Source organism: Mesorhizobium sp. WSM4810 (assembly GCF_055811235.1).
This window is the reverse complement of the sequence record NZ_JBVVQV010000016.1, coordinates 1-13,752: the sequence shown is the minus strand read 5'-3', so window position 1 is coordinate 13,752 and position 13,752 is coordinate 1. Positions and strand designations below refer to the sequence as shown.

The window sequence follows — 13,752 nt, the reverse complement described above, 5'->3', positions numbered from 1 at the left end:
CCCCCTCCGCCTCCCCCTTACCCGTGCCCGTCTACGACACCAATCTAAGAGCCAAGCTCTGGGGAGTTCCGCCTGCGCCGCCTCGGGGACATATTCGGGCTACGTTAATACGATGCCTATCCCGCTTACTTCTACGGACCAGCGCAGGCGGGCACAGCTACGGCAAGGACAATCCGAGCGGGCCGCATTCATTGCCTTGGCGACAATTTCCTTGGCAGCGCGATCGGCTCGCACGCCGATAGCGTTCATTGGCGACCGGCAGGTCAACAAGGGCCAACTTCGACGAAGTGAGTACAGGCCTAACAATGCGCGCACGTATTCTGTTGATAGCAATCAACACAGCAGGACTATTCACAGTGAAGCCTAACGAGCAAGGAAACAACATTATGGCAACAAAGCGAATGAACGTGTTGCGGGGACTCACAGCGGCCGTCGTCCTGTTGCTGGTAGGACAGCAGGCGGCCGCGGCAGACCTTGCAGAACCGTGCGACCCGGATGAGGGTGCCTTGTTCAGGGAATGGCCAAGCCCTTGGCAGATCCGCCTGCGCGCGTTGGGGGTTATCACTGAGGATTCGGGCTACGTTAACGCGGTGCCCGGCTCCGGTCTTTCCTATTCGAACACCGTAGCGCCGGAACTCGATATTTCGTATTTCTTCACGGACAATGTCGCAGCCGAGCTTATCCTCGGCACCACCTATGCCAACATCACAGGCCAACGCTCGATCGGCGGGCTGGGGAATATCGGCAAGGTTTGGCTGCTGCCACCCACGCTGACATTGCAGTACCACTTTACCGATTTCGGCGCCTTCAAGCCCTATGTCGGCGCCGGCGTGAACTATACGATCTTCTATCATCAGCAAGCCGGCAGCGCCGATGATCTCAAGGTCAAGAACACGTTCGGCACCGCGCTGCAGGTCGGGTTCGACTACATGGTCGACCAGCACTGGGGCGTCAACTTCGACGTGAAGAAGCTTTTCCTGAAGCCAGACTTCGACGTCACCGTGGCCGGCACGAAGCAGACGGGGAAGGCGGAGCTCGACCCCTGGCTGATTGGCGCAGGCGTCACGTACCATTTCTGACGCCGGCGAAGTCGGCTTACGCGCAGCCCGAGTCGAATGAAGGGCGCCTCGTGCGCCCTTTTGCCGTCGGCCCGACGGTCCACTTTTGTCAACCGACATACACCCAAGGTCATGTGACTTGGGGTTGTCCGAGCTGTCGGATATGCGACGTTAAAGTCGTTCACCCGACACAGACAGTCCGATCGATGGCCATGATCTAAAAGGATCTCCTTTGGCGCGCATATTGCATCGTTCATCCGGACACGGATCAACGGACTGACGACAGCCATGCAGAGAATGTCCATAGCCAACACTTTGTGCCGGGCCCAATTCCGGCCCTTCCAGGTAAAGAGAAAGGAAGGGAGTGTGATTGCAAGCGTCATCGGGCTTTGAATTTTCCATCATTGTGGAAATGGAAAATACCCTGCTGGCTCGGCGCCAACTCTTCAGTCTGCTTCACCCGGCCAGTTCCTGGATATCCGCGTAGGGTGCACGGGTCATGGTGACTGCCGTCTCGGCTGCACCCCGCGTGCTGACTCCTTCGAGCAACGCTCAACGCTGCTGCACACCGGCGATGAAAAGCCAGATCCAACAATGCGTCTCCCGAAAACCGAAGAGGTGAACAGATATGGTCAAGATCGGCGCTTCGGCGCTCTCGTTATTAATTCAAGAGGCATCGGGATCGGCAACCGCTGGGGCGCTGTCCAACGGTTCAAACGGTGCACATCCACCGCTAGCGCTGAGCGATTTGGAGCGGGCACTGGCGATCAACGATCGCCATCGCGGGCTCACCGTGAATGTCCCCGAGGGGCCGTTCTGGCTGACTGGAGCCAACACGTTCGTATACCGCCGGACTATCCACGGCGAGCAGCAGTTTATGCGGGTCGATGCTGCCACGGGTTTGAAACGGGCCGCCTTCGACCATGCCCGTCTGGCGGCGGCGCTAAATGAAGCGAGCCATAAGAGCTATCAGGCAGGCGATCTTCCCTTCGACCGTTTCGAACTGACCGAGGATGGTCGCAGGCTCGACTTCCTGATTGAGCAGGTCCGGTGGAGCTGCGACGTTGCAAGCTATGCCTGCACCAGCACAAACTTGGATGTGGACGCGCCGGACTTTCAGCTCCGCCACGACTACACCCCCCCGGCTAAGAATAACCCCGACCAGAGGAGCGTCTCGCCCGACGGCAAATGGATCGTCTATATAAGGAACCACAATGTTTTCCTGCGCAGCAATGACGGATTGCAGGATGTTGCGGTGAGCCGGGATGGATCAGAGGGCAATTACTACGTCTTTTCGACACTGAGCTGGTCGCCGGACTCGCGCCATCTCGCGGCCTACCGCGTTCGCCCCGGCTACAAGCGGGTGGTCCCCTACCTCAATTCGTCGACGGACCGGTTGCAGCGCGAATATTCGGCAATGGTCTATCCCAAGCCGGGCGATGTCCTTCCGCTGCCCCAGCCGGTCCTGTTCGAGATTGCCAGCCAGCGCCAGATCGTGATCGACAACGCCCTGTTCTCCAACCCCTTCAAACTTTCCGCTCTCCAATGGTGGGCAGACGGTCGCGGCTTCACTTTCGAATATAACCAGCGCGGGCATCAGCTCTATCGGCTGGTCGAGGTAGACGCCGCCACGGGCCGCGCACGCTCGCTGATCGAAGAGACCAGCACGACCTTCGTTGATTACCGGCCGCTGGTGATGAACCAGTACCGTACCGGGAAAATCTTTCGTTACGATGTCGACGACGGGAAGGAGATCATCTGGGCGTCCGAGCGCGACGGGCACGAGCACCTGTACCTGTTCGACGGCCAGACGGGCGCGCTCAAGAACCAGATCACCAGCGGTGAGTGGGTGGTCCGCGCGGTCAACCATGTCGATCCGGTCAAGCGCCAGATCTGGTTCGAGGCGAGCGGGAGGAACCCGGGGGAGGACCCCTATTTCGTCCATGCGTACCGCATCGGCTTCGACGGTGAGGGGCTGACTGAGCTCACGCCCGAGCCGGCCAACCACCATGTCGAGTTCTCTCCCGACGGCCGCTACTATGTCGATCTCTGGTCACGCATCGATCTGCCGCCCCGCATGATGCTCTACCGCGCCAGCGACGATGTCAAACTCATGGAGGTGGAGACCGCCGACATATCCGAGCTCGTCGCCGCCGGCTGGCAGCCGCCACTCAGCTTCCACGCCAAGGGGCGCGACGGCAAGACTGATATTTGGGGCGTGATCCACCTGCCCGCCAATTTCGATCCGAAGAAGAAGTACCCGGTGGTGGAGAAAATCTATGCCGGGCCCCAGGGCTCCGGCGTCCCGAAATCCTTCTCAACGCGGACAGAGCCGCTCACGCAGCTGGGCTTCGTCGTTGTGCAGATCGATGGCATGGGTACCAACAACCGCTCGCGCGCCTTTCATGACGTTGCCTGGAAAAATCTGAAGGACGCAGGCTTTCCCGATCGCATTCTATGGCACAAGGCGGCCGCCGCGAGGTATCCGTGGTACGATATCTCCAATGTCGGCATTTTCGGCGGGTCCGCAGGCGGCCAGAACGCGGTGGGCGCGCTGCTCTTCCATCCCGAATTCTATAAGGTCGCGGTCGCCAACAGCGGCTGCTACGACAACCGGATATACAGGATCAGGTGGAGCGAACAGTGGATGGGGTGGCCAGTCGGCATTGAATATTCCCAATCCTCCGCCATCGACAATGCTTACAGGCTGCGGGGCAAGCTGATGATCGTCGTGGGCGAAATGGACCGCAATGTCGACCCGTCCTCCTCGCTGCAGTTTGCCGACCGACTCATCAAGGCGGGAAAAGATTTCGACATGGTCTATGTGCCTGGTGCCGATCACAACGTGCCAGGCATCTACACTGAGCGCAAACTCCTGGACTTCTTCGTTCGCAACATTCTTGGTCAGACCCCACCCGACTGGAACGCTAAACGAACCGAGCTGCAAAAGAGCAAATCGGATGATGGCTTCGGCAGCTTCTGCCTATAGCAATCCTCGCCCCTGTTTTGTTGGCTGTGGATCGAGGCGGCGAGCGAGCGGACAACCGCTCGGACGAGGGCCTGCGCCGATTCCTGCGCAACGGGCGTTAGCAAGACGGAAACAGGACGATTCCGACGCTCGACGGCCGCAAAGCGGGAATCGAGGACATGGGCGCTCCCGCCTCTGCCTGCCTCTTCGATGACGGCACGCTTCTATCTTGCATGCTTCGTTTTGCCTCCGCTCGCCAATCGCGGCTTTCCCCGGAAGCGGGGCGGGCGGCGAGTTGCGACCGGAAGGGCCGCCGTCCAGGCGGACCGCATCCGAAGGACCGGAACGAAGAGAAGGACCCGAAGCGAGAGCGAAGGGTTGCGGTTCGACTCCAGAGCCTCGTAGGTGGCGATGATATCTTTCACGCTTGGGCCGAGCGGGACGCTCCGGCCGACCTTGGGGATGGCTCGTATCTCTTGAATCATCTTTTCAGCGAGTCAGAATGTGGATGCGTCTTCGGTCAGTCCGCTGGCCGGCGGTCAGCGCATCATTTCGAACGACGAACGTTGCCGCGAATGGCCGCTATCGCGTGTCCCGCAAGACCGCTTAGGAGACAGGCCGCGCGATCGGTTGACACGATGCCAGCGGCGTCGCGGATATCGGGCTTGCGCAGGTTCAGACAACGTCGACCAGGGGCGGACGTGGCTATATCCGCGTTGCGCCTCGGCAAGCATCCCGGCGCGGCGCAGGCTGGCGAAGGCGATGAGTTGGCGTCGGGATTTCGCGTGCGGTGCGCGCCGGAAAAGCCGCAAAGGTGCAGCCGGCATCGCCCGAGAGAGGTGCCAGGCGGCGGCACTCGAAATCGCCTCCGCCTGGCTTGGCTGGTTCATTCTGCCATGAACAGCGGCTGAACTCTGGCCCATTGATCGGCGGTGCGGAAGCCGCCCTGGGTCGTGTAGCTTTCGGCGGGGAATTTCATCCAGCGCGGCAGCCATGCGTCGACTTTCTCCCTGCTGTTCTCGCCGAACAGGAAGTCGCGGATGGTTGTCTTTTGCGTCTTCACCTTCTCGAAACACTGCCGTGGGCGACATGCTTGCCGCCGATATCGGCGAGTATCAGATTGGCAATTTCCTTGTCGCGCAACAGGTCGAAGAGGGCGTCGTCGGCTTGCCAGCAACCGGCCATATCGACATTCAGGTGATTGCCAAGCGCCTCGATGACGGCGCTGCCGGCTTCGACCGTCTCGGCCATGACGATGGCGAGAACCCGCAGGACATCGTCGTCGGACAGCGTCAACAGCCGGGCGAAGACGCGCGCTGTGGCAAAGGCATCGCCGTTGCCGCCGGCGACCGCGCCATCCTCCTCCGGTTGCCCCAGCAGCGCCAAAACCTCGCGCCGCCTTCGCAGAATACGGCTTCGGCCTTGCAGGCTGCGAGGCTTGCCGCCACCGCTTCATTGGCGGTGCGCTGCGGCTCGCGGCGAGCCTGCCACAGGCCCGAACCTGTGATGGGATGCGCCCCCATCAGGCGCAGCGCGATACCCGGACGGTCGAGCATGGCCGCGCGCACCGCGGCATGGCAATGCAGATCACATAGTTCTGCATCGGCCCGGTGAGTTCCGGTCGCGACGGCTTTGCGGGGGTTTCTCCGTGCTCGCCGCCCTCGTCTTGCGCGCGGGCGCGGCGGGCATCCTTGCGCGACAGCCAGCCCTCGTGGCACTCGACGGCGCCGCGATGCGAGACTGGTATGAAGACCTTGCCGGTCCCAAGACTGGAAATACTGCCCCGGCTCCAGCATGGCCACGTCGGCCAGCCGGCTTCCAGATAGGCGTCGCGCTTGGCAGCGATCGCCTCGTTCTGCTTTTGCCAGAACAGGTCGGCGTCGGCGAAATAGCTGTCCTCGCCGAACAGGTCGCAGACGATCAGGCCCGGATAATCCTCGACGGCAAACAGCGCCACCTCTGAGGAAATCGACTGGCCGCCGAACAGCCATTGTTTCAACTGGTCGCCGCGCGGCGCGTATTGCTCCGGATCCGCATAGCGCCAGCCAGTCCTTCTGCTTCGCCTTGGAGGCCATGTCGGATGGCGCGCCGTCTCGGCTTCGATTTCCTCGCGCCGATAGGCCTCGCGGATTTTCGGCAAGAGGTCGCCGAGCGCCAGAATGCGTTTGACCAAAATCTCGGTGATGCCGAAAGTGGCGGCGATGTCGGCAACGCTGCAGCCCTACTTGATCAGCCGCGAAAACGTCTCCCGCTGCGACACCTCGTCGGGATCGAGGCGGACGAAGTTTTCGATCAGCGAGGCCTCGAGCGCATCGGCGTCGTCGCCGTCTTCCATGATGGCGCAGGGCAAGGCATCGCCCTCGCCGCGCTCGTCGGCGAGCGACGTCGCGGCGAAATAGCGTCGCCGTCCGGCGACGATCTCGAAGCTTTCCGGCGAGCCGTTGGGCCGCACCAGAAGCGGCACCAGGACGCCGCGCGCGCGGACAGACGGCAGAATGTCCGACACGTCGGGCGCGCTGGAATGGCGCATGTTGAGCGTGGAAATGCTGAGCCGGTCGAAAGGAATGTGGGCAAGCTGCATGGTTCGTCTCCTTCGTTGGGGGTGGAATTGTGCCCGCCGCAAGAGCCGAAGGCCGGCGCGGCGGGGACGGTTTTGCGCCTTATCGGCGCTCTTGCTCCGCCGTGTTCGGCGGAAGCTTGGAATGGGAGTTGCCAAGGGCTTCTGCCGCCTGTCGCAGCAGCCGCTCGGCTTCGGTGATGTGGCCGGCGCTGCACGCCGCTTGGGCGTAAACGGAGAGCGGAAAGCGCGCCTTGAACCAGAGGTCGCGCTCGATGCCGAGGCCAAGCCGCCCCTGGGCGCTTGCAAGCTCGGCAAGGCTGACGCTGCCGAGTTCAGGGGAAGCCGAAGCCGAGGTCGCAAAGGCCGAACATTGTGTCGCCGTCGGCGTCGAGTTCGGTGAGAAGCCAGGTTGCTGGCCCGGTCGGATCGAACAGTTTTACCACCGGGCCATGGTCGATCTCGATGTCAGTCGCGCCATTGGCGAGCAGCTGGGCGCGCAGTTCGTCGGTGATCGAGATCATGGGAAAACTCCTCTCAAATCAGGTCGAGTTGATTTCTGTCGGCTTCATCGAGCAGCCCGATATCGAGCGGCTTCTGCGCCGCGCGCGCGGCGCATCGGCGCGTGGGCCAAAGGGCAAGGCGGTCGCGCGTGGTGACCGGCCGGACACGGGAATGAGCGTCTGCTCGCCTTGCGGCGTCGGTTCGGTGCGCAGGCTGTCGCGATCGCGCGCGCTCATGCCGCGATCTCGTCTTGTTGCGCGCCTTCGGTCTCGGCGTTAAAACCAAGAAGAAAATCGGCGGCTTTGGAGGCAAGGCTGGCGGCGCGGAAGATGGCGCGATTTTCCTCGCGCAGCACCTTCAGCCATGTGCCGATATAGTCGGCATGGCGCGGTCGGCTCGATGCCGAGCGTCGAGCAGACAAAGGCTGCGGCGATTTCGGCAACCAATTCCTCGCGCGCATAGGTCTTGGAACCGAAGGCGCCGGAGAGGTCGCGCGCCAGCCGCGCCGGGTGGCCGGTCCAGTGGCCAAGCTCGTGGAAGCAGGTGCGGTAATAGTCGATCTGCTGAAAGAATGCCGGCTGCGGCGGCACTGAATGGTGTCACTGCCCGGCATGTAGAAAGCGCGATCGCCGCCGATGCGGAAATCCGCGCCGCTTCCTCGAATAAGCGCCTCGGCCTGTGGGATGATCTCGCGTTCGGGCAGCGGTTCGGCGTTGCCGTAAAGGTGCTCGGGCAGGCCGTTGCACTGCGCGACGTTGAAAACGGTGAAGCGCTTCAAATACGGCACCGTCTGCGGCTCGTCGCCGTCCTGTTTTGGCGCGCTCCTTCTCGTTTTTGGGGACAAAGCGGTCGGCATGCACTATTGTTATGCCGCGCTCGCCCTCCCTGACATTGCCGCCAAGAGCAAGCGCCTGCCGGAAGGTGAGCCAGTTCTGGCCGGGATAACTGCGATCGATGACGGCGCCCCCAGGATCAGGATGTTGATGCCGGAATAGCGGCGCCCGGTGGCCGCATTCCGCGGCAGGCCGAGGTCGGCGTTTGCGCTGCTCCATGGCTTGACCCATGGCACGGTGCCGCGCTCCAGTTCGGCAATGATGCGGTCCGTGATCTCCTGATAAAGGCCCGCGCCCAGCCGCCCGCCCTTAGCCGCGCCAGCCTCTGCGCTGGCGCAACGCTTGTCGTTTGCACGCATTCCTTCGTCCTCCGCTAACCACTCGCCGCGCCTTTCCCCGGAAGATCCCATGGGCGGTGGAGGCAGCGCTCGATCCCGATCTCGCGTGCCTGCCCCCGTGAGTGGGGTGGGCGGCAGAACGCGACTGGCTTGGCCCGCTGAACGAGGCAGGCCGCACCCGAAGGGCCGGAACGGAGTGGAGGATGTGAGCGGAGCGAACATTGCGGCCTGCCGCAGCGGGCCTAGAAAGGAGCGTCGCCCACCCCGCGAGCGGGGCAGGCAACAACCAAAACCACATCGCGAAGCGATGACTGCAGCTGCGATCAACTCGCTTTGGCCGGCGTATTGCTCATGAACAACTTGGAGGGATAGAACACATGAAAGCTGAAAACGTGACTGAGATTGAAACCGATGCGGTCCATACGACACTCGGCGCTATCTTCCTGTCCCTGGAACTCAGTCGCTCGAGCTGGTTGGTGACAAGCTTGTTGCCGTGCAACGGAGAGAAGATGTCAAAGCGCGTCGTCAAGGCAGGCGATACGGCCGGATTGTTCGACCTTATCAGCCAGTTGAAGGCGACGGTTCGGCGCAGAACGGGCCGTGACATGCCGGTGATCGCAATCCAGGAGGCTGGCCTGGACGGCTTCTGGATACATCGGATCCTTGAGCGTGACGGTATCGAAAGCCATGTGGTTGATGCAGCATCCATTGCCACGTCACGCAGGAAGCGCCGGGCGAAGACGGACAAGCTGGATGGCTGGACCCTCCTTCGCGCCCTGCTTGCCTACAAGCGCGGCGAGCCGCGGGTATGCGCCATGGTCGTTCCGCCATCGCCCGAGCAAGAGGACCGAAAGCGCAACAGCCGTGAGCGACGCGCTCTCATCGCGGAGCGGATCAAGATCGTGAACCGGGTCAAGGGGCTCTTGTTCTCGCAGGGCATCGTTGGATTTGAGCCGCTGAAGCGGGACCGCCGCACTCGACTGGAAGAACTTAGGACCGGAGACGGTCGTGAACTACCGTCGAATCTCAAAGCGGAGATTGTCCGTGCACTGGACCGGATCGAGCTCGTGCTTCGGCAAATCAAGGACGTGGAAGCAGCACGTGACGAAGTGGCTCGCAATGAAGGCGACCCATCAAAGTCGCCAATGGAATGTCGATGCTCAAGCAACTGCGCGGCGTGGGAGCGGACTTTGCCGAGGTGCTTTGGTCCGAGGGTCTGTATCGCGAATTTGCGAATCGAAGGCAGCTTGCCTCCTATGCCGGTCTGACGCCGACACCGTGGCAAAGCGGATCGATCAGCCGGGAACAGGGCGTATCGAAGGCGGGCAATCCGAGGCTGAGGACCGTGATGGTGCAATTGTCGTGGTTCTGGCTTTTGCATCAACCTCGATCGGCTTTAGCACAATGGTTCCAGGAGAGGGTCGCGCTCGACGGTGGCAGGCGCCGGAAGCCGGCCATTATTGCGCTCGCGAGAAAACTTCTGATCGCGCTATGGAAGTATGTTCATCATGGTGCTGTCATTGAGGGCGCTGTCATGAAGCCGGCATGATCAACGTACTCTTTTCCATCCGCCGGGATTTGATCGCTCCCGGCTGATCCTGGGCGAACGAACCTCCCACCCCACTTGGCCTAAAATGCCGTCCGGAAGATTGGTCGCGTTCCCCTGAGCCTTACCGACGAAAGCGGGATATTGGTGCAGCTGCCACAGCGCAGCGACCGTATGTGAGTTTGGACCGGTGTTATCACCGCGCCAAGACGACAGGCTCGGACCTAGGATCAGAACGCATTGAGGTAGATATGCGAAGACAGCCTTGACGACAAAGTCCCCATGTGAGCGGCGTGGGCGGCGAAACGCGACCGGAAAGGCCCGCCGTCGGAGGCGGACCGCACCCGAAGGACCGGAACGCAAGAGGAGGACCCGAAGCGAAGCGAAGGGTTGCGGGATGCCGCGGCGGGCCTAGAAGGGAGTGCCGCCCACCGCGCCCCGCCGGGAAAGGCCAACAGACAAACCGCGCCGGCCGCCGGCGACCGTCAGCAGCCGACAGGCTGCCCGCGCCAGCGGGCGAAGCCGGATGGCCGAGACTGCCTGAGCCTGCCGAAGAAAAAGCGGGCTCGGTTCACGAGCACCCGGCACGCGCCTTCAGGCGCGCGGGCGCCGTCAAGCTTAGGCCAAATTGGGTTCTTCCGCATATTTGGTGCAGGCACTACCTTTTCGGGTGTCCATTTGTCCGGTTGGGTCAAGCGGCTGCCAGAAGTCGGCTCCGGAGGAGTGGATAGGCGGCGGCGCGCCCGTACATCTGGCGCTTGGTCGTCTTGAGGCGGTTGATCTGGCCATCGACCGGGCTCGTGCTCCAGGGCTGGGTGATTGGCGCCCGGACAGCCTCAATGTCACGGCTGAGACCTGCTGCAAGGGAAGCCAGTTTGCTGTTCATGGCATCGTCTATCCATTGACGAGGCCTGCTTGTCGTCATCGCCACGTATCATCGCGGCAAAGCGGCGGGCCAGGTCAGCCGCGATTGAAAGTTCCGGAGCATGTTCATGCAGATGGTGGAGGAACCGCTCGGTCTGCTCAGCCGACGTCGTGTGCTTCACGCTCGATCACATCGAAAGAATCGGGCCCATTTCCTCGCTGCCGTGAATGTTCGGTGCGACGCGTTCTCAGTGGGCGGTGAACAACACGTCCGTTGGTACCGATCGTCCGATAAAGTTGAACGCGGGTTCTGAGTGCGGCTCGACGTTGTCTGGAAGCCGACGATTGAGGGCTATCAACTCACAGCTGTCGCAATCGGCCTATTCGATGGCCCATCCGGTTTGCATCTCTCCTAATACCATTGTCGGGGACAAGGGCGACTGCTGCAGATCAGAGACGGTCTACCGCGGAACGACAGCTCGGCGAAAGAACGTCGTTCCTATCGCGCCCACAGATTTCTGCGCCGTTGCGGACATCGATTCGGCGTTCCGGTCGAGTTCGTTCGATCAGAACGAGGTCTTGATGCCGACCATCACTGCCGCCGCGGCAAAATCGCCGCCGATCCGGTCGTCGTCGCCGTCCCTCTTTGCGCCGGTCGACATGTCATAGGCGTTGTAGTCGCCGCGAGCGGTGAACACCTTTTCGTAGGAACCGGAGACGAAGAAGCTGGTCCGCTCGTTGTACTGGTAGCCGACGCTGCCGCCGACCATCAGAACCGGCGCCGATTCGAAACCATCCTCGAAGCGCAGGTCACGCAGCCAGTGATGATCGGTATCGCCGGCCGAGAAGGTCATCCCGCCCTTCAGCGCAAAGCCGAAGTTCCAGCGATTCTGGACATAGGTCGCATCTATGCCGGCGAAGGCGACCGGCAATTTCTGCTGGTAGCTGATGACCTTTGCGCCTCCTGGGTAGTCGCCAACCGAATCCCGGAAGCCGGCATCGCTGGAGACGTAAGAGCCGCCATAGGCAGTCCACTTGACCGAGGTGTACTTGAAGCCACCGTTGACGTTGATCAGCAGTTGGTCGCTGACCTGGAAGTCGTGGCCGAGCGCGACGGTTGCCGAATAGAAGTGATCAAGATCGGTCTCGGAAAAGCGCGAACGGTCGCTCCAGTCGTTCCAGCCATCATTGGTCGAGAATCGCGGGTTCCAGTCATAGTCTTCCATGTAGCTGTCGCCGCTGAAGGCGATCTGACCGGAAAGCTTGGCGGTCCAGCCGGCTTCGCTGCGCGCCGTCATCTCGGCTGAAATGACCGGAGAGGTGCTTTCCCAGATAAGGTGGCTCCGCTTGGAGCCGCGGCCGGGAGCCTGATAGACTAGCTCGTTGGCCTCGATGTCGATGGCGCCGACGCCGCCAATGAAAGAGAAATTGGGATTGTAGGGCGCCGGTTCGCTCACCACCGCGGCACTGGCCATCGCCGGCCAGGCAGCGAGCAACGCTGCCGCTCCACCAAAGAATTTCGCATATAATTTCATGAAACTACCCTCATAGGAATGATCCGTTATTCGGCTATACGCTGCGTAACCGGGTGCACGTCAGGCGCGGTCGTCTATGCAGCGCCCCTGTAGGTTGGCAGATTGCCGCCCTCGGCTCGGTTCCTCAACACTCAAGGAAACGCCGTTAGCGTGACCCGATTGACGACGGTTTTTGCCGATGCGTTCCGGGCGGTCGGCGTGACGGGAACCTTGCATTATCTGAGGCACACATTTGGGATGACGATGCTGGTACGATTGCAGCGGCAGGCAGCAACCACGCCGGACCTCAATCCGCTGAGATCGTGCAGGTTGCTTTGAGCCAGTCCACAGCAGACACTCTGAGTCTAGATTATCCGACAGAGCCGAGGGCCGACTTCCTCGAACCCGTTCCGCAGATAGAAATCGAGCGTGCGCTTCCATTTTGGTTGCCCGGGCGCTCCAACCTCAAGTCGCTTCCAACCACGAGCACGGCTTTCCTGCGAGGCGACCTCAAGCAGATGAGGGGCAATCCCTTTGGAGCGCATGTCGGGTCGAACATACAGCTCCGAAATGTAGCCGAACTTGCCTCCTGCATAGATCGCCGTGCATTCATTCAGCACCATGATGCCGACCGGCTCGTCATCTGCACTTGCGATCACAGCGACCCCGCCAGCGTCGGCAAGCACCGTATCCGCGCTTTGTCTGACGACCTCGGGCGTGGGCGCTTTCCCGCCAGTGAGTTCATCGAGTAGCGCGTGAATGAAACGGGCGACCGTCTCTGCGTCCGTTGCGTTGGCGCTGCGAGTAGATATGGAAGGCATATTCTCTCCTGGCAGTGGTCAAAATTCCGATTCCTGCTGCCATCCGCGCAGGTCCGACTCACTTTTAGATGTAATGTTGGGCTAATGAACAGCATTTTTTCATTAAATTTATGTTAAAAAACTACAAAACAAATATTACAAATATGCAGGACTCCGGATGAATTGTGGTAAATTGAGTATATAGGAGACATTCTGACAGAAAAGTGCCCGGTTTACTTCGTTGTCGATGAGGATTTGAGAACGGTGGCCCTCGAACTTGACCTCGTGAGTCCAATCGTCTCCTTGGGGCGGCTTGGCCACCAAGGTGGGCATCATCGGAGAAATGAACTCCAGCCGGCCAGCACCGGCACTCACTCGTTTACGCACGGATCGAGTCTAGGTCCGTCCCATCTGTTGGCTGGTGGAAGGGGTCATGTTTATTTACTAAATTAGCAATTCTGCCGAAACGGCTTATTGTTCGCCCTAGCCGGCGGACACGCCCACACCCCGCCGGTTAGGCCGCCGGTCGGGTGCCTACCCCGCAGCGGCTGTCGGGCCGTCGCCATCACAGTTCGGACAATCAACGTGAGCCGAGATAGTCGACCGTGAACAATCAGGGTCCTAAGCGGCGACCGACTTCGACCGAAGTTGAAGCAGGGCCATCAAGAGCGACAAAAAATCCTTCATCCACCTGAGCAGGAGGGAGAAGTTGTAGCCGGCGGCGGCCAGGATGGCGTTGAGGGCGTCGCCCTGCTGGCCGGCGAGGTAGT

General features: G+C 61.2%; 10 protein-coding genes and 4 pseudogenes. 3 read left to right on the top strand and 11 right to left on the bottom strand.

Annotation, left to right across the window (positions count from 1 at the left end; all coding sequences use genetic code 11):
• Positions 1-401: 401 nt before the first annotated feature.
• On the top strand, positions 402-1,079 hold the full coding sequence (locus AC0L3O_RS21920; protein ID WP_473616639.1) for an OmpW/AlkL family protein: 678 nt from the start codon (positions 402-404) through the stop codon (positions 1,077-1,079).
• 607 nt (positions 1,080-1,686) lie between these two features.
• Positions 1,687-4,047, top strand: coding sequence for a S9 family peptidase (locus AC0L3O_RS21915; protein ID WP_473616568.1), 2,361 nt, complete (start codon positions 1,687-1,689; stop codon positions 4,045-4,047).
• Positions 4,048-4,912: 865 nt separating this feature from the next.
• Here AC0L3O_RS21915 and AC0L3O_RS21910 read toward each other — a convergent pair.
• The 7 genes and pseudogenes from AC0L3O_RS21910 to AC0L3O_RS21880 form a co-directional block, all read right to left on the bottom strand.
• Positions 4,913-5,089 (bottom strand): hypothetical protein, encoded by a 177-nt coding sequence (locus AC0L3O_RS21910; protein WP_473616566.1) that lies wholly within the window; start codon positions 5,087-5,089, stop codon positions 4,913-4,915.
• Positions 5,086-5,412 (bottom strand): hypothetical protein, encoded by a 327-nt coding sequence (locus AC0L3O_RS21905; RefSeq protein ID WP_473616565.1) that lies wholly within the window; start codon positions 5,410-5,412, stop codon positions 5,086-5,088. Before AC0L3O_RS21905 ends, AC0L3O_RS21910 begins: the two co-directional genes overlap by 4 nt.
• Positions 5,413-5,548: 136 nt before the next feature.
• A complete protein-coding gene (locus AC0L3O_RS21900; protein ID WP_473616564.1) occupies positions 5,549-6,199 on the bottom strand; it encodes a hypothetical protein in 651 nt (216 codons plus the stop codon).
• Between the two features lie 48 nt (positions 6,200-6,247).
• On the bottom strand, positions 6,248-6,607 hold the full coding sequence (locus tag AC0L3O_RS21895) for a ParB/RepB/Spo0J family partition protein (RefSeq protein ID WP_473616563.1): 360 nt from the start codon (positions 6,605-6,607) through the stop codon (positions 6,248-6,250).
• A 79-nt stretch (positions 6,608-6,686) separates the two neighbouring features.
• Positions 6,687-7,107, bottom strand: a pseudogene (locus tag AC0L3O_RS21890) (DUF2958 domain-containing protein).
• 18 nt (positions 7,108-7,125) lie between these two features.
• Positions 7,126-7,323: a hypothetical protein gene (locus AC0L3O_RS21885; RefSeq protein ID WP_473616561.1), complete on the bottom strand. Its 198-nt coding sequence runs from the start codon at positions 7,321-7,323 to the stop codon at positions 7,126-7,128.
• A pseudogene (locus AC0L3O_RS21880) lies at positions 7,320-8,279 on the bottom strand (ArdC family protein). The gene AC0L3O_RS21885 and the pseudogene AC0L3O_RS21880 overlap by 4 nt, the downstream one beginning before the upstream one ends.
• Positions 8,280-8,635: 356 nt before the next feature.
• Here AC0L3O_RS21880 and AC0L3O_RS21875 point away from each other — a divergent pair.
• A pseudogene (locus AC0L3O_RS21875) lies at positions 8,636-9,807 on the top strand (IS110 family RNA-guided transposase).
• Positions 9,808-10,495: 688 nt separating this feature from the next.
• On the opposite strand, the gene AC0L3O_RS21870 reads toward AC0L3O_RS21875, so the two are convergent.
• The 4 genes and pseudogenes from AC0L3O_RS21870 to AC0L3O_RS21855 form a co-directional block, all read right to left on the bottom strand.
• The gene (locus tag AC0L3O_RS21870) at positions 10,496-10,690 is read right to left on the bottom strand and encodes a hypothetical protein (protein WP_473616560.1); all 195 of its coding nucleotides are present in this window, start codon (positions 10,688-10,690) and stop codon (positions 10,496-10,498) included.
• A gap of 544 nt (positions 10,691-11,234) precedes the next feature.
• The gene (locus AC0L3O_RS21865; protein WP_473616559.1) at positions 11,235-12,203 is read right to left on the bottom strand and encodes an omptin family outer membrane protease; all 969 of its coding nucleotides are present in this window, start codon (positions 12,201-12,203) and stop codon (positions 11,235-11,237) included.
• Positions 12,204-12,547: 344 nt separating this feature from the next.
• Positions 12,548-13,003 carry a GNAT family N-acetyltransferase gene (locus AC0L3O_RS21860; RefSeq protein WP_473536665.1) on the bottom strand — a complete coding sequence of 152 codons (456 nt, stop codon included), beginning with the start codon at positions 13,001-13,003 and terminating at the stop codon, positions 12,548-12,550.
• A gap of 600 nt (positions 13,004-13,603) precedes the next feature.
• A pseudogene (locus tag AC0L3O_RS21855) lies at positions 13,604-13,752 on the bottom strand (IS5/IS1182 family transposase); the annotation flags it as partial.